The organism is Parahoeflea alexandrii (genome assembly GCF_024105735.1).
Taxonomy (GTDB): Bacteria; Pseudomonadota; Alphaproteobacteria; order Rhizobiales; family Rhizobiaceae; genus Hoeflea; species Hoeflea alexandrii.
Map to the genome: position 1 here is coordinate 247,421 of NZ_JAAAML010000001.1, position 17,642 is coordinate 265,062.

Consider the following 17,642-nt stretch of genomic DNA (forward strand, 5'->3'; position numbering starts at 1 on the left):
TTAAAAAAGGGTAATTTTAGCCAGGAACACGTTTATGTTGAAAATTGATTTTGTTGATGCTTCTGAAACCACAATCGACGGCGGCTCATCCGACAGCGGCATGGATGCGGTTTTGCTGGCCCAGGCCGACACCGGTACCGACCCGGCGGGCACTCCTCCATCCGATCCTTCCGCATCCGGCGGAGCGCCGGGGATCAGCGTGATCGTTCCTGACGCGAGCAATCGCGTGACGCTTGCGGCAGATACCAGCATCGAGGATATCCAGCTGGACGGCAACGACCTGCTGCTGGTTCAGCCGGACGGTTCCCAGATCCGGATCATTGGCGGCGCTCTGAGCGTGCCGACCTTCGTCATCGGCGACATCGAGGTGCCGCAGGAGGTGCTGGTTGCGGCGCTGGAAACCAGCGGCTTCAACGTCGCCGCCGGTCCGAACAATACGCTGTCGGTGACGCCGCAAGCGCCGACTGGCTCGGGCGGAGAGTTCGGGGATTCCAGCGATGCCACGATCATCGATGGCAAGTTGCAAACGCTGGGCCTGCTGGGGGACGACGCAGCCAGTGGGGCTGGCGATGGTGCCGGTGACGAGATCATCGAACCTGGCAATGTCGCCTCGGTGCTTGGCGGTGGCGTTTCCGCCGGCGAGATCGTCGAATCGGCCGACAACCCTGGCGGCGTCGATGCCGACCCGGTTGCCGCCACCGGCTCGATCACCTTCTTCGATCCGGATTTTGGCGAGACCCGCACCGCCGAAATCTCAGCCAGCAACGTGGTCTCCCAGGTGCTCAAGAGCGGTGGCTCGCTCACCGCCGCACAGCTTGATGCGTTGCTCGCCGGCTTCAGCCTCGACACGCCCGGCGGGATCACCGTCGAATCGACCACGGCTGCAGGCGGCTCGATCGACTGGACCTATCAGGTCGGCAATGAAGCGGTTGATATCCTGGCCAGCGGCGAAGTCATTACCCTGTCCTTTGATGTGCAGATCAATGACGGCATCTTTACCGTGACGCAAACGGTGACCATCACCGTGACAGGCACGAATGATCAGCCGGTGATCGAGGGGACTTCGGTTCTCGCCGGCACGATCACCGAGCAGACCGACATGACGGGTGCGGCAACGCCGCTGACGGCAACGGGGCGGATCGTTCTGTCCGATGTCGACCTGACCGACACGCACACGGCCAGCCAGAGCTTCGTCTCGGCAGTATGGTCGGCCGGCGTCAACCCGACGGCTGATCCGGGAGCACTGGTTGTGAATGCTCTCAATCAGAGCGCTGACACGGCTGACTGGACTTACGCGGTCGCTGATAGCGCACTGGACTTCCTCTCCGCCGGCGAGACGCTGACCATCACCTACGACGTGATTGTTCAGGATGACAGCGGAACCGGCACCGCTGCCTCGGCCGTGAGCCAGATCGTGGTGACCATTACCGGCACCAATGATGCGCCGGTGATCGACGTCACGGCTGGCGCCTCGAGCTCCGAACTCGTCGATTCGACGCTCTCGCTTGCGGCTGTCACTGCGTTCGGTCAACTGACATTCACCGATGTCGATCTGTCCGACACCGGGCACAGCGCCAGCGTCGTCGGCGCGGTCATCCGCTCGGGGGAGTCCGATGGATTGTCCATTCTGGGAATCCCCTTGCCGGACAGCGTTCTGCGCGCTTTCCTGACAATCGACGCTGTTGCAAAGCCCGCCGGGTCCGGCGATGGCTCGATAGACTATTCCTTCTCCGTACCCGACCTGACATTTGACTACCTGGCCAAGGGGCAGTCGGTGACGCTGACCTACACCGTCGAACTCTCGGATGGCGATGGCGGCGTGACAACCCAGCAGGTGCCAATCACGATCACCGGCACGAATGATCGCCCGGAAATCCTGTTTCCATCCACTGCGTCCGGGCGCGAGAACCGCAACCAGACCGGATCGGATGCGCTGGAAACACACAACGGCACCATGCTGTTTTACGACGCGGACCGGGACGATGTCGGTCACAGCGCCGATGCATCGTTTGCAGGCGCGACCGGAGTGACAGCAGGGCTCGATATCTCGCTGATCGACAACGCTGTTTCCATCAACTCTGTTTCCAAGGCAATCAACACTCAATTCGGATCGCTGAGGTGGAACTTTGCCGCGGTCGACCGCGCCTTCGACTACCTGTCCGCTGGCCAGCAGGTCACGCTCACGTACACCGTCACTCTTGATGACAATGAAGGCGAGGCCAACAGCACCACCACCTCTACCGTTTCGGTCACCATCACCGGGCGCAATGACCGCCCGGTGATCACTTCGGGCGCACAGACGGGGGCGGTCGAAGAGACGGCCGATGTGGTGGGCGGCATTGACCCTGATCCGGCCGCTGCGACCGGGACCATCAGCTTTCTGGATGTCGACCTGTCGGACGATCCCGAGGCCAGCCATAACGGCGGCACGGTGACGAACATGTCGTTTGCCCACGGTTACACGCCGACGGATGAGCAGATCGCCGCATTGAAGGCGGGGTTCTCGCTGGACGATGCGGCATTGTCGAACTTCTCCAACACGACAGGCGTCGGCTCGACCGGCTGGACCTACCATGTCGCCAACTCCGTCGTGGATTTCCTCGGCGACGGCGACAGTGTCGAACTGACCTATGTGGTAACGATCTATGACTTTAACGGCGGCACCGTAACCCAGAATGTGGTGATCACGGTCACAGGCACCAGCGATGCGCCGACGGTCAGCGCGGCTGACAACTTCGTCGTCAACGAGGAAGATCTGACCAATGGCAATTCCGGCGCGCTGACCTTCAGTGGAGATGTCGGTCTCAGTTTCAATGACTACAGTTCGGTCGGCCTGTCTGCGCGGATTAAAACGTCCGGCGCCACTCCGCTCGATCCGTCGGGGAACCTCATACTCCTGAGCTCAGATGGTCAGGCGCTGGGCTACTCGTTGTTAATCAATCCAGGCCCAGGCTTACAGAGGCTCGAAGCCATCAACTTCCGGACCAGTGAGACCATATTCGTTCTTGAGGTCAAGATTGTTGCCGACGGATCCGGAGGCTTCAAGGTGGCGTACACTTTCGAACTTCGCGGCAATCTCGATCATGTAGGTCCCGGCGACGGCAACAGCATGCCGCTCGACTTCACGGTAACAGCCAAGAACAGCGCCGGCGAAACCGCTGAGAACACCTTCACCGTCACCATCAATGACGATGCGCCCGATGCGGTAAACGTCACCGCGACAGTGGAAGAGAACACGGCCACCCTGATCTCTCTTGTTGAAGGGGACGGTGCCACTGTCGAAGCCGGCGAGGCCTACATTTCCGGCGCCGACGATGTGACCGTGACCCTTGGAACGCCGACCTATTCCAACCTGCCTGCGGGCGTGGTGCCGGGCACACCCGGCATTGCCCTGGTCCAGACGGCAACCGGCTATGATGTCAGCATCACGCCGGGGACTGCATTCGATGCCCTGGCCGAAGGCGAATCCCTGCTGATGGAGATCCCCTTCACCGTGGAGGACAGCGACGGCGACACGGTTACCAAGACCATCACCGTCACCGTTACCGGCACCAACGACGCGCCGGTGATCACGTCGGATGGCGGCGCATCGACGGCTACGGTGTCCATTGCAGAGAACAGCACGGCGATTACAACCGTAACCTCGACGGATGTTGACGGCGGTGCGGCAAGTTATTCCATCTCCGGGGGGGCGGACGCCGCACTGTTCCGGATCGACAGCACCACCGGCGCGCTCAGCTTTGCCGACGCGCCCAATTTCGAAGTCGCCGCCGATACGGGCGGAAACAACGTGTACGATGTGCAAGTGCAAGTGTCCGATGGTGCCGGAGGTATCGATACGCAGGATATCGCGGTCACGGTCACAGACGTGCCGGAAGGGCCGACAGCGGTGGACGATACCGCGAAGACCGACGAAGATACCGCAGTCAGTTTCGCGGTGGCGGATCTCATCAGCAATGACAGCAATCCGCCAGGAGAGCAGCCGCTGTCGATCACCAGCGTCTCGGGTGCGGTCAACGGTGCGGTGTCGCTCAATGCCGGCGTCATCACCTTCACACCGGACGCGAACTTCTCGGGCCAGGCGTCGTTCACCTACACGCTCGACAATGGAGCCGGCACGGACGAGGGCACCGTCAGCATCGACGTCGCGCCGGTGGCGGACGCGCCGGTGATCAGCGTGCCCGGCATTGGCGACCCGGTTCCGCTCTCGGGTGATGCCGTTGTCAACGCCACCACGGCGAACACCCAGCAATTTGCTTCCGTGTCGGCGATCGACGGCGGATATGTCGTGACCTGGTCGTCTTACAATCAGGATGGCAATGGCTGGGGCGTCTATGCGCAGCGCTATGCCAGCGATGGCACGCCCCAGGACGGGGAGACGCTGGTCAACACCACGACGTCGAGCGATCAGGCGTATTCTTCGGTGTCGGCGATCGACGGCGGCTATGTCGTGACCTGGATGTCTAACAATCAGGACGGCAGCGGCTGGGGCATCTATGCGCAGCGCTATGCCAGCGACGGCGCGCCCCAGGGCGGGGAGACGCGGGTCAACACCACGACCGCGAGCAATCAGCAAGAATCTTCGGTGTCGGCGATCGACGGCGGCTATGTCGTGACCTGGACGTCTTACAATCAGGACGGCAGCGGCTACGGCATCTATGCGCAGCGCTATGCCAGCGACGGCACGCCCCAGGGCGCGGAGACGCTGGTCAACACCACGACGGCAGGTGCTCAGCGATATCCCTCTGTTTCGGCGATTGACGGCGGCTATGTCGTGACCTGGTCGTCTCGCGATCAGGATGGCAGCGACTACGGCATCTATGCGCAGCGCTATGCCAGCGACGGCACCCCCCAGGGCGGGGAGACGCTGGTCAACACCACGACCGCGAGCAATCAGCAATATTCTTCGGTGTCGGCGATCGACGGCGGCTATGTCGTGACCTGGTCGTCTTTGGGTCAGGATGGCAGCAGCTACGGCATCTATGCGCAGCGCTATGCCAGCGACGGAACGCCCCAGGACGGGGAGACGCGGGTCAACACCACGACGGCAAACACTCAGATCTATTCTTCCGTTTCGGCGATTGACGGCGGCTATGTCGTGACCTGGTCGTCTTACGTTCAGGACGGCAGCGGCAACGGCATCTATGCGCAGCGCTATGCCAGCGACGGCGCGCCCGAGGGCGGGGAATTCAGGATCAACGACAACATCGAGGGAGATCAATACAGGCATGGCGCCTTCAGTGGCTCGGGGGTCGCGGTTACGGATGACGGAACACTCGTCGTTGTCTGGGATCAGGATTCCGGTGCGGGCGAGATCGAGCATCGCCTTTTCGAGCTTCCCCCGGGAGCAGGCGGGAATGAGGACACCGATATCGCCATCAATCTCTCGGTCGCACTGAGCGATACGGATGGTTCGGAAACACTGTCTGACGTGACCATCTCCGATGTGCCCGCCGGCGTCATCCTGTCTGCCGGAACCAACAACAATGACGGCACCTGGACGCTGACCCAGGCTGATCTGAACGGCCTCACCCTCAGAGCGCCGCAGGACTGGAACGGCTCGTTCGACTTGAGGGTTTCGGTGACGTCCACCGAGACCTCCAACGGAGATGCAGCCACCACGACCGAAACCTTCACGGTGACGATCGACCCGGTCAACGACGCGCCGGAGATCGCGCCAATCGTGCAGACCTCGGCTGTTGCCGAGATCGCGGATGCCTCGATGCAGGATATTGCGCCGGTCACCGGGACGCTGTCGGTCACCGATGCGGACGCCGGCGACACATTGACGGCGCAGGCCGGAACACCGGTTATCAGCTGGAGCGGCGGAACACTCTCGCCGGTGCAGATCAGCGCATTGATGACGGTACTTGGAACCGGCGCGCTCACACTAGGGTCCGCCGTTTCCAACGGTGGCGCTGTCGGCATCGGTTACAGCTGGGATCCGGCCGCCGCCGATCTCGATTTCCTCGCGGCGGGACAGTCGCTGACCGTCAGCTACGACGTGACCGTCTCCGACGGAACGGCGACATCTGCCGCGCAGCCGCTGGTCTTCACCATCGCGGGCACAAATGATCTTCCGGTGGCAAGGAACGACAACCCCAATGGCTCGCTTCCGGAGTTCAGGATCAGCGAAGACGAGACCGTGGCCCGGGTGTTCGACGTGCTCGGCAACGACACGCTGGACGTGGATGCGGGGGCAGCCAACAGCATCAGCCTCAGCACCATCCGCGTCTATGGGGCACCGGGGTTGGCCATGGGGACAAGTCTCGACCCGCTGACTTCGGGGTTCTTTACCATCACTGTCGATGCCAGCAACAGGATCCAGGTCGAATTGAACAACAGCGCCTGGCAGAGCATGCGGCGCGGCGAAACGGCGAAGATCGACATCATCTACCGGCTCCATGGAGATGGTTCGGATGGCTCGACCGGTGCGCTTCAAGTGGAGATAACCGGCAGCAACGATGCGCCGGTGCTTGATGTTGCCGCCTCTCCGGCGATGACGCAGGCCGAGGATGCCGGGCTGCCGATCGGCGATGTCGGCACGCAGGTCTCGACACTGGTCAACGCTCCGGGCGGCAGTGTGGGAAATGTCAGCGATGTGGATGGCAAGACGTCTGCGCCCGGCATGTCGATCACTGCCTTCGATACCAGCCACGGCGTCTGGTACTATCATTTGGATGGGTACAACGCGCCGGATGGCAGGCCGTACTGGTTCAATGCCAATCTGGCGCCCGGCCAAGTGCTGAACCTGAGGGCCCAGGACCAGCTCTATTTCGCACCCAATGCAGGTTACGTGGGCACAGTCGATCAGGCAATCACCTTCCGTGCGTGGGATGGTGTAGCGAGTCCACGGGGCAAGATCTCTGCTCCGGGAACTGTTGGTGGCGGGACTGCCTATTCCGCCGACACCGATACGGTCAGCCTCACGATCGAGAATGTCAATGATGCACCGGTGCTGGTGACCAATATTGCCGATGCGGCAGTGTTCTCCAACATCGCCGTGGACATCGATGTGTCGGGGTCGTTCGCCGATATCGATCCGGGCGATGTTCTCAGCTTCTCGGCGACATTGAACGGCGGCGCGCCACTTCCGGCCTGGCTTTCAATCGACGAGGTGACCGGGCGGCTGACCGGCACGCCACCTTCGGTAGGCGTTGCGGGAGAGACACTTGAGGTCACCGTCACCGCTACCGACACCGGCGGCCTTTCGGTCGCAGACACGTTCGAACTGGCAATCGACAGTGCGCCGGTCGCGCCTGTCATCACTGCGCACACCGACGGCGGGGTGACCGAGGACGCCTCCTATGCAGGCGGTACGAACCTGATCACCAATGGCGGCTTTGAAACGGGCAATTCGAGCGGCTGGTCCTTCAGCGGGCCCTACGTTTCCGGCTATTTCCAGTATGTCCATTCGGGTGGTTATGCAGCGGGCGGCTGGACGGTTTATTCCCCTTACACCCCGGCGACCATGAGCCAGACATTCAGCACGGTTGCCGGCGTGACCTACACGATCAGTTTCTGGGCTCAGAACAACGGCAATGCCGCGCCGGACAATTCGTTGCATGTGACCTGGAACGGCGCGACCGTAGCATCCATAGTCGACCTCGCCTACAGGGGGCCGCTGCCGAACTACACGGAATTCACCTACACGTTCACGGCTACATCCGACACGTCGACGCTGACGCTGGCGCTTGAGAACAGAGTGAACCTGATGTTCGTGGATGAAATCTCGGTGGTGCAGCTGCCGGGTACCGAGACCACCGCAGGCACGATCAGTTACACCGATGACGATGTCGGAGAGACGCACACTGTTTCAGTCTCTCCGTCAGCGGCCGGTTATCTGGGCAGCTTCTCCGCTGCCGTCACTACCCAATCGAGCGGTGGCAGCAACGGCACCGTCAACTGGACCTTCAATGTTGCCGATGCCGACATCCAGCACCTGGCGGGAGGGGAAGCGATTACCCAGACCTATACGGTGACCATAGACGACGGCAATGGCGGGACGGTGAGCGAGGATATCGAGGTGGTGCTGACCGGGGCGGACGAAGCGCCGATCCCGGGTACTGCTGGGGACGATGTGCTTCTTGGAGAGGGCGGGGCGGAACTGCTCAATGGTGGCCTCGGCAGCGACATTCTGTTTGGCGGCGGCCAGGCCGATACCTTCGTCTTTGACGCGGACGCTCTCGCCGATGCCGGCGCGAACATCCGCGATCTGATCGCAGATTACGATTTTGCCGAGGGCGATGTGGTGGATCTGTCGTCGCTGCTCGGAGGGCAGACCGTTGTCGGCCATGCGGCGGACTACGTGAAGATGAACGGGGTTTTCCTGGAAGTTGACGTGGACGGAACCGCGGGTGGCGCCGGCTTTGTCCGGATCGCTGAATTCATCGATGTGCCAACGACAAACGGGCTCAGAATCCTGGTTGATGACGATCCTGCCGATGTGACCGTGGTCATATGATGCTTCGTTTGCGCACGGCCGGACAATCCCGGCCGTGGTGCGTTGACCGGGATGTTCGTGCACGAATTGCGTGGTGAGAAATGCGAGATCAGCATGTCTTCACGCGGTTCAAGGACTCTTCCGAGTGTTGGCCGGGAAAGCTGGGGCTTCCCGGCTGAAATTTTGTCTGGTCCGGTGTTGACAAGACCTTGAGGGGACGGTGGGCGTGCCGGGGATTAAATCCATGGCCGCCATACTGCGACCGATGATGTGGCAGAACCCTCTCATCCCTGTTCGCCCAGAGTAAACAAGCAAAATCGATTGTTGCGCGTTTGGCGATGTGACAGGGCCTGATCAAGATCTGGGGCTTTCCCCATCAGGCTGCGGGGAGTGGCAAAGGCGCACTTCAAAGCGGTCAATTGGTGCGTTGGAAGCGCACAAGGCGGTGTTCGCAATGCGGGGACGCCTTGATGCTGCCGTTCGCCGCTAGCCGCCTTTGGTCAGAATGATGTTCCCTGGATTCCTGACCATGCCAAGCAGGAGGCCTGAGAATGCATCGCAGAGGGGAGGATTCCACGCAATTCTGGTGGTCGACTGGGTGATCGAAGGCCATTGACGGACGCGACCGAAGTTTTAGTATTGGTAAAATCTGCTTGACACGCAAAAGCAAATGCTCCTAAATTTTACCAATACTAAAATTGGGGGCATGAGTTGACCAATCAGACTGCAGCGGAAGCGATCATCGATACCGGCAAGACTGAGGACCCCCTGGGCAAGCGCTTGCGGGCTCGACGCCGCGAATTGTCGCTCACACTCAAGGAAGTTGCCGACGGCGCCGGACTGTCCGTCGGCTTCATTTCACAGGTCGAGCGCGGGCTTACCGTTCCGTCACTGTCGTCACTGGCATCGATCGCCGGCGTTCTCGATTCCCATGTAACCACCTTCCTCGCTCAACCCGAAGGTAAGTCACAACTTACGCGACACAATGAGCGCCCGATCTACGCGGTGGACAAGGCTGCATTGAGCTACGAGCGTCTTTCGACCACGTTTCCGGGCAGTGTTCTCAATTCCGTTATCGTTCACGAGCCTCCGGGCTATCGTTCCGAGCCGATTCAGCATGTGGGCGAAGAGATGTTCTTTGTCCTGCAGGGTGCCATCACGCTCGAGGTCGAAGACGAAACGACCGTGCTGCAGGCCGGGGACTCGATTCACTTCGCATCGATGCGGCGGCACTCGTCGTGGAACCATACCGCCGAGCCGGCCACCATCCTGCACGTCTGCACGATGGACGTGTTTGGCGACAATCCGCAGCAAAACCAAGAACCCGGGAACCGGGCAGGACACCTGAATCACCACAAATGATCCTTGAAGGTCTGAACTCAGAGAGGGCTCAACAGATGACCAAATCACTCAAATTGCTTTCGATTGCCGCCATGGCGTCGACCATGCTGGCAACAGCGCCTCTAAGTGCGCAGGCAGGCGGCGTTTTGCGGCTTGATGAAGTCGCCGTCGGCGAACTCGATCCGGCGATTGCTTCGGACTATGCCGACTCGATCCTGATGTTCAATGTCTATGACACGCTGGTGCTGCCGGCCCAGGGGGCTCCCGGCCATGTTCCACACCTGGCAGAAAGCTGGGAAGGCGACGGCACCAGCTACACATTCAAGCTGCGCGACGATGTGAAATTCGTTTCCGGCAATGCGATGACAGCCGAGGACGTGGTTTTCTCGCTGGACCGGATGAAGGCGATGGGCAAGGGGCTTTCCTACCTGTTTGCCAATGTCGAGAAGGCCGAGGCCGTCGATGCTTCCACCGTCACATTCACACTCACCAAGCCCTATGCACCCTTTGTTGCTTCACTCCTGCGCCTGCCGATCGTCGACAAGCAGACGGTGATGGCCAACCTCGGCGAGGGCGAAGGCGAAATGAAGGATTGGGGTGCTGCCTACCTCACATCCACCAGCGCTGGGACCGGGGCCTACAGGATTGTCTCGCACAATCCGCAGGAAGAAACCGTGATGGAGAAGAACCCCGACTATTTCCTCGGCGTTCCGGCTCCCGCTCCCGATACCGCGCGTCTTCGCTACGGCCTGGAAGCGGCGACCGTCCGCACACTGATCGCGCAGGGCGAGCATGACATTGCCTCGCAGTGGCTGCCGCCCGAAGTCATCAAGGCGCTGGCCGCAAACGGGGCGCAGGTGCTGACGGAAAGCGGTACCGGGGCTTTCTACGTCAAGATGAACACCACCAAGCCACCGCTGGATGACGTCAACTGCCGCATGGCCTTTGCCAAGGCGTTCGACTACGGCGCGGCGATCAAGATGATTGCGGTCACAGATACGGTCTCCCAGGGTGCAGCCTCCACTGGCGCGGTCCCGGTGGGGATGTTCGGAGCCAACCCGGCCGATCAGGTGCTTACCCGTGACCTGGAGGCCGCAAAGCAGCATCTGGCCGAGTGCAAGTACAAGCCCGAGGATTTCACGCTTGAAATCTCCTGGATCGCGGAAGTGCCGGTGGAAGAGCGGTTTGCACTGCTTATGCAGGCAAACTATGCGGAACTTGGGGTCAAATCCGAAATCAAGAAGCTGCCCTGGGCATTGTTTGCCGAACAGGTGTCAAAGCCCGAGAACACGCCGCACCTGTCGCAGCTCTTCGTCAACGCAGTAACCGGCGATCCCGACACGCTGCTTTACGGCATGTACCACTCGTCAGCAGCCGGCACCTGGCAGTCGCCCGAATATCTCAACGACGCCGAAGTGGACAAGCAACTCGAGGCAGGCCGGACCGCCGCCACGCCGGAGGGACGCGAGGGAGCCTATGCCGCGCTGAATGCCCGGCTGATGGAGATCGCGCCCACCATTTATGGTTATGACCGCCAGTCGGTGTTCGCAGCCAGTGCCCGTGTCAAGGTTCCGGCCTTGTCCGACCCCTCGAAAGCCTTCGGTCTGGACGGAATGGGTTTCACCTTCCGGCTGATGGAAGTCGCTGACTAAGGACCCTCCCGGGACGGCCGGGAGCGCTCGCCCCTAGGTGACCTTGGGCGGCAAGCTTTCCCGGCCTGATGGAGCACAAGACCATGATACCCCTGGCCCGCCTTCTTGCGAAGCGGCTGGCAACGTCGCTGATTGTCCTCATCGGCGTGTCCATGCTGATATTCGCCATAGCCCGGATCATTCCCGGCGACCCTGCGCGTATTGCGCTGGGACCGAATGCAACTGCCGAACAGATCGCCGATTTGCGGGCTGCCCTGCATCTCAACGATCATATCGTCGTCCAGTACGGTCATTTCGTCGCCGACGTTGCCCGGGGCGATCTCGGTGTTTCTCTCTACACCAACCGACCGGTGACAGCCGATATCGCGCTTTATCTGCCGGCGACGCTGGAGCTTGTGCTGGTTGCGGGTCTGATGATGGTCGGTATCGGTTTGCCGCTCGGCATCTGGTCGGCGCGCTGGCGCGGGCGGGCGGCGGACAACATGATCCGGCTGGTCTCGCTGCTCGGGGTGTCGGCGCCAAGCTTTGTCTGGGCGGTGATCCTGATGCTGCTGTTTGCCTTTTATCTGCCGCTGTTTCCGATCGCCGGCCGTATCTCCGACAGCTATGCGATTTCCTCCGTAACCGGTTTCCTTCTGATCGATACGTTGCTCCAGGGAGACGTTCGCGCCTTTGGCAACGCCGCCTGGCACATCGTGCTGCCGGCATTCGCGCTGGCCCTGTCGGGTATCGGACAGGCGGCGCGGCTGACCCGCGCCAACATGGTGGAAACCTACGACAAGCCCTATATCGAAATGGCGCAGTCCTACGGCTTTCCGGCGCGCCGAATTGCCAATCACTACGCGTTCCGCCCGTCGCTGATCCCGTCGCTGACCATTATCGGGCTCGATTTCGCGGCCATGCTTGGCAACGCGTTCCTGGTCGAGGCGATCTTTGCCTGGCCGGGCCTGTCGCGCTACGGCGTGGCGGTGATCCTGCGCAAGGACCTGAACGCCATTGTCGGCACGGTGCTGATCATCTCGGCCACCTTCCTCCTGGTCAACATCATCGTCGATCTGCTGATCGCACTTCTCAATCCCCGCATTCGCTACTCTCAGAGGCCGGCATGAAACGCACCCTTGCCATTCTTCTGGCCAATCCGTTGTCGCTGCTGGGCGTTGTCCTGGTCTCGGTGGTGATCCTCTCCGCAGTGTTTGCCGATTTCATCGCGCCGTTTCCCGAGCACAGTGGCGCGGTGGTGGATTTCGCCAACTTCAACAAGCCGCCCGAGTGGCCCTACATCTTCGGAACCGACCTTGTCGGACGCGACATGTTCAGCCGCATCCTCTACGCCTACCGGATCTCCCTGATTCTGGGCATTGTGGTGCTGGCCATTGCCGTTCCGATCGGCGTCACCATCGGCCTGGTGGCCGGATATCTCGGCGGCTGGACCGAGTATCTGCTGATGCGGCTCACCGACGTGTTCCTGTCCGTGCCGCCGCTGGTGCTGGCGATGTCGATCATGGGTGTGCTGCAGCCGACGCTGGCCAACGGCATGCTGGCCGTGACCGCCATGTGGTGGCCCTGGTACACGCGTCTTGTCTACAACATCACCCGCGGCGAGAAGGAAGAGGGCTATGTGCTCGCCGCCGAAGTGATCGGTGCGTCCAAGGCCCACATCATCTTCCGTGAAATCCTGCCCAATTGCGTGCCCGCGATTATCACCAAAATGACGCTGGACATGGGCTTTGTCATCCTGATCGCCTCGTCACTGTCCTTCCTCGGGCTGGGCGTCCAGCCACCGACGCCGGATCTGGGCTCGATGGTGGCCGATGGTGCCAAGTATCTGCCCGACAGCTGGTGGCTGACCATTTTTCCAGGTCTCGCCATTCTGATTGCCGTTTTCGGCTTCAACCTGATCGGCGATGCGCTGCGTGACATTCTGGGAGCCGAGCAATGAGTACGCCGACGCTCGATATCCGGAACCTGACGCTTGGCTTCAAGGGCTATACCGGCTTCACCGAAGTGCTTCACGGCATATCGCTTTCCGTTGAACCGGGCGAACGCGTGGCGCTGGTCGGCGAATCCGGCTCCGGCAAATCCGTCACCGCCCGCATCGTGTTGGGGTTGCTTCAGGAACTGCGTACGGCGCGGATCGGCGGCAGCGTCCTCTTCGAGGGCCGGGAGCTCGACGGATTGAACAAGCGCGAGCGCCACGCCCTGCGCGGCAAGGCTATGTCGATGATCTTTCAGGATCCGACATCCTCGCTCAATCCGGTGTTCCGGATAAGCGACCAGTTCCACGACGTGCTGCGCCGCGCCGATCCCCGCATTACCCGCGATGCCGCGCTCGAACGTGCCGCGGCCATTCTGGCGGAAGTCTCGGTCCGCGACGCCGAGCGCGTGCTCAACGCCTTTCCGTTCCAGTTGTCCGGGGGGCTCAACCAGCGGGTGATGATCGCCATGGCGCTTGCAAACGAGCCGGCACTGCTGATTGCCGACGAGCCCGGAACGGCACTTGATGTGACGGTGCAGGCGCAGACGCTGCAGCTGATGCGCAAGCTGGTGGAAGAGCATCACACCGCGGTGCTGTTCATCTCGCACAATCTCGGCGTGGTGCGCGAATTCGCCGACCGGGTCTACGTCATCTACAAGGGCCGGATCGTCGAGCAGGGGCCCACACGCGCGGTTTTCGAAGGCCCGCGTCATCCCTACACAAGGGCGCTGATGGCGGCGGTACCTCGGCTGACCGGTGGCGGCATTCCCGATATCGATGAGGATTCCCCGGACTTCGGCGCGCCGCTCGAAACCCATGATGCGGAGGGCAGGGCATGACCGCTCCCATCCTCGAACTGGACGCTGTTTCAAAAACCTTCGGAACCGGAGCCGATGCGGTCCACGCGGCGCAATCGATCTCGTTTGCCGTCAACAGGGGCGAGTGTCTTGCGATCGTCGGCGAATCCGGATCGGGCAAGAGCACTGTCGCCAACATGATCCTTGGGATCTATCCGCCCTCGTCCGGAGAGATCCGGCTCAATGGCACCGCTCTTCCCGCGAGCCGCAAGCTCGAACATCGCCGCGCCATCCAGCTGGTGCAGCAGAACCCGCTGTCGTCCCTCAATCCGAAGCGGTCGATCGGCGCCTCGCTGCGCCTGGCGCTCGATGTGCATGACATCGGCGCGAGCGCTGAGAGGGCAAACCTTGTCGGCGCGCTTCTCGAGGAAGTCGGGCTTCCTGCCGATTTTGCCAGACGTTCGCCGACGGCCCTTTCCGGCGGTCAGCGCCAGCGTGTGGCGATCGCCCGGGCGCTTGCCTGCCAGTCCGAGATCGTGGTGCTGGACGAGCCGACTTCGGCGCTCGACGTCCTGGTGCAGGCACGGGTCCTCAAGCTGCTCAACCAGTTGCGAGAAACGCGCGATCTCACCTTTGTGTTCATCACCCATGACCTGTCTGTGGTGCGCAACATCGCCACGCGCATCGCCGTCTTCGAAAAGGGGCGGATGGTCGAACTGGGAGATACCGAAACCCTGTTTGCAAACCCTGCCCACCCTTACACGCGCCGTCTGATCAGCGCGGTACCTGTGGTGACACTTGAAGAAGCCGCGCTGCGCAGTTCGCTGGCAGCGGGCCTGGAGGAAACGACGGAATGAACCAATTGCATGATCTTGCCGACGCCTTGGCGTCTTCCGACAACCAGCCGCGGACCACATTCGAGGCGCTGTGCGCGTTTGCGCAGCAGACCGTCGGCGCGAAGCTGTTCACCCTGATGACGTTCGACGCCTGCACGCGTGGTGCGCAGCGGATCTTTTCAAACATGCCCGATGCCTATCCCGAACTGGGCACCAAGCCGGTCAACGAGACCTGGTGGACAAACCATGTCCTCGATGGCCACAAGACCTTCGTCGCCAATGACATTGACGCCATCGCCGAAGTCTTTCCCGACCACGAACTGATTTCATCGCTCGGCTGCCAATCGGTGATCAACGTGCCGATCATTGTCAACGGCACGGTCTATGGCACGATCAACTGCCTTGACGCGGCCGGCCATTACACGCCCGAGCGCGTGGCGGCTTCCGACACTCTCAAGCTGCCCGGCGCGGCGGCCTTCCTGCTCAACCAATCCATATCATCGAGGAGTGTGCTCTAATGGGAAACAAGACCATCCGCGTTGCAACCGATGTCGGCGGCACCTTCACCGACCTGGTCTGTTTTGAAACCGACCTGACCACCGGCAAGTCCACCATACGCACGGCAAAGTCCGACACGACGCCGCCGGATTTCGAAAAGGGCGTGCTCAACGTTCTGGAAAAGGGTGGCGTCGATCCGACGACCGTCGATTTCCTTGCCCATGGCACGACGGTCGTCATCAATGCGCTGACCGAGCGCAAGGGCGTCAAGGTCGGACTGATCACCACAGAGGGCTTCCGCGATACGCTGGAGATTGCGCGCGGCAACCGCCCGGATTTCTTCAACCTGCATTACCGCAAGCCGGCGCCGTTCGTGCCGCGTTACCTGCGCCGCGAACTGCCCGGACGCATGACCTACAAGGGTATCGAGCGCGAAGCGCTCGATATGGGTGCGCTCCAGGCGATCCTGAATGATTTCAAGGCCGATGGTGTCGCAGCCGTGGCGATCTGCTTCCTGCATTCCTATGCCAATCCAGAGCATGAAAAGGCGGTTCAGGCAGAAGTCGAGCGGCTGTGGCCGGAGGTCGCCACCGTCTCCTCACACCAGATCACCCGTGAATGGCGCGAGTATGAGCGCACCAACACGGCGGTGCTGTCAGCCTATGTGCAGCCGGTCGCGGCGCGCTATCTCAAGCGGCTCGATGAGGGTCTCACCTCGCGCGGCTTCAAGGGCAGCCCCTACATCATGCAGTCCAACTGTGGCGTGGATTCGCTCGACGCGGTGGCGCGGGTTCCGATCACCATGGTCGAATCGGGCCCGGCATCGGGTTTCTGGGGCGCGGCCGAACTCGGCAAGATGATCGGCGAGGACAATGTGCTGGCGCTCGACATCGGCGGCACCACGGCGAAATGCTCGCTGATCGAGAACGGCCAGGTCAAGATCATGACCGACTACTGGATCGAGCGCGACCGCACCTCGGCGGGTTACCCGATCATGGTGCCGGTGGTCGATCTGGTCGAGATCGGCAATGGCGGCGGCTCCATCGCCTGGGTCGACGATTACGCCAAGCTGCATGTCGGTCCGCAATCGGCGGGCGCAGCCCCCGGGCCGGCCGCCTATGGCCGCGGCGGCACCGAGGCCACCACCACCGACGCCAATCTTTGGCTCGGCCGCATCAACAAGGACTATTTCTGCGGGGGATCGGTCGATGCCGACATGGACGCCGCCCAGGCATCGATCCGGGCTGTCGGCGAGAAGCTCGGAGTCGATACCGACGAGGCGGCGCGCGGCATCGTCCGCATCGCCAACAACAACATGGTCAATGCGCTCAAGCTGGTCTCGCTCAACCGCGGTTTCGATCCGCGCGATTTCACCCTTGTTGCCTTTGGCGGCGGCGGCGCGATGCATGCCGTGGCTCTGGCCCAGGAACTGGGCGTGAAGAAGGTCGTCGTGCCCGCCGGTGCCGCGGTGTTCTCGGCCTGGGGCATGATGATGTCGGATCTGCGCCGCGACTTCTTTGTCACCAGCCTCGCCGACCTCAAGCCCGACAGCGCAGCCTCCATCGAGGCGCTGTTTACAGAGACCGAGGCGCTGGCGAAGAGCCAGTTCGAGGCAGAAGGGGTTGAACCGTCCAAGGTCAAGTTCCTGCGGTTCGGCAAGTTCCGCTACCAGAACCAGGAGCACACGACCGAGGTTCTGCTGGGCGATGGCGACGTGACCGCCGAACGCATCGCGGAGATCGCGGCCTCGTTCCACGATACCTATGAGCGTGAATACACCTACCGTCTCGACGCGCCCGTCGAACTGGTCGGCATTCACCTTGTGGCCTCCGCGGAGGTCGGCAAGCTGACCATGGAGAAGAAGCCTCTCGGTTCCACTGAGGCGGGTGCTGCAAGGAAGGGCGAGCGCGAGGTGGACTACGCCACCGAGGGCCGCCATCTGGCGCAGATCTATGACGGCGAGAAGCTCGAGCCCGGGATGGAGTTCGCCGGCCCTGCGATCATCGAGGATCCCGGAACCACGATTGTCGTCCATCCGGGCAACCGGGTCGCGATCGACGGTTACGGCAATGTCATCATCACGCTTGCGAACTGAGAAGG

The 17,642-nt window shown here is 61.7% G+C and carries 9 protein-coding genes; all 9 read left to right on the plus strand.

The window, feature by feature from the left end:
• The first annotated feature begins 34 nt into the window (after positions 1–34).
• The 9 genes from GTW23_RS01090 (at position 35) to GTW23_RS01130 (ending at position 17,637) form a co-directional block, all read left to right on the plus strand.
• Complete coding sequence (locus GTW23_RS01090) at positions 35–8,464, plus strand: VCBS domain-containing protein (protein ID WP_252914303.1); 8,430 nt, start codon at positions 35–37, stop codon at positions 8,462–8,464.
• Between the two features lie 690 nt (positions 8,465–9,154).
• Positions 9,155–9,805: a helix-turn-helix domain-containing protein gene (locus GTW23_RS01095; protein ID WP_210385758.1), complete on the plus strand. Its 651-nt coding sequence runs from the start codon at positions 9,155–9,157 to the stop codon at positions 9,803–9,805.
• Between the two features lie 35 nt (positions 9,806–9,840).
• A complete protein-coding gene (locus GTW23_RS01100; protein WP_252914304.1) occupies positions 9,841–11,436 on the plus strand; it encodes an ABC transporter substrate-binding protein in 1,596 nt (531 codons plus the stop codon).
• An 83-nt stretch (positions 11,437–11,519) separates the two neighbouring features.
• Positions 11,520–12,545: an ABC transporter permease gene (locus GTW23_RS01105; RefSeq protein ID WP_252914305.1), complete on the plus strand. Its 1,026-nt coding sequence runs from the start codon at positions 11,520–11,522 to the stop codon at positions 12,543–12,545.
• Positions 12,542–13,375 (plus strand): ABC transporter permease, encoded by an 834-nt coding sequence (locus tag GTW23_RS01110; protein ID WP_252914306.1) that lies wholly within the window; start codon positions 12,542–12,544, stop codon positions 13,373–13,375. The genes GTW23_RS01105 and GTW23_RS01110 overlap by 4 nt, the downstream gene beginning before the upstream one ends.
• Positions 13,372–14,250, plus strand: coding sequence for an ABC transporter ATP-binding protein (locus GTW23_RS01115; RefSeq protein WP_252914307.1), 879 nt, complete (start codon positions 13,372–13,374; stop codon positions 14,248–14,250). The genes GTW23_RS01110 and GTW23_RS01115 overlap by 4 nt, the downstream gene beginning before the upstream one ends.
• Complete coding sequence (locus GTW23_RS01120) at positions 14,247–15,065, plus strand: ABC transporter ATP-binding protein (protein WP_252914308.1); 819 nt, start codon at positions 14,247–14,249, stop codon at positions 15,063–15,065. Before GTW23_RS01115 ends, GTW23_RS01120 begins: the two co-directional genes overlap by 4 nt.
• Positions 15,062–15,562, plus strand: a complete 501-nt coding sequence (locus tag GTW23_RS01125) for a GAF domain-containing protein (RefSeq protein WP_252914309.1) — start codon at positions 15,062–15,064, stop codon at positions 15,560–15,562. The genes GTW23_RS01120 and GTW23_RS01125 overlap by 4 nt, the downstream gene beginning before the upstream one ends.
• Positions 15,562–17,637, plus strand: a complete 2,076-nt coding sequence (locus tag GTW23_RS01130; protein ID WP_252914310.1) for a hydantoinase/oxoprolinase family protein — start codon at positions 15,562–15,564, stop codon at positions 17,635–17,637. Before GTW23_RS01125 ends, GTW23_RS01130 begins: the two co-directional genes overlap by 1 nt.
• Positions 17,638–17,642: the final 5 nt, after the last annotated feature.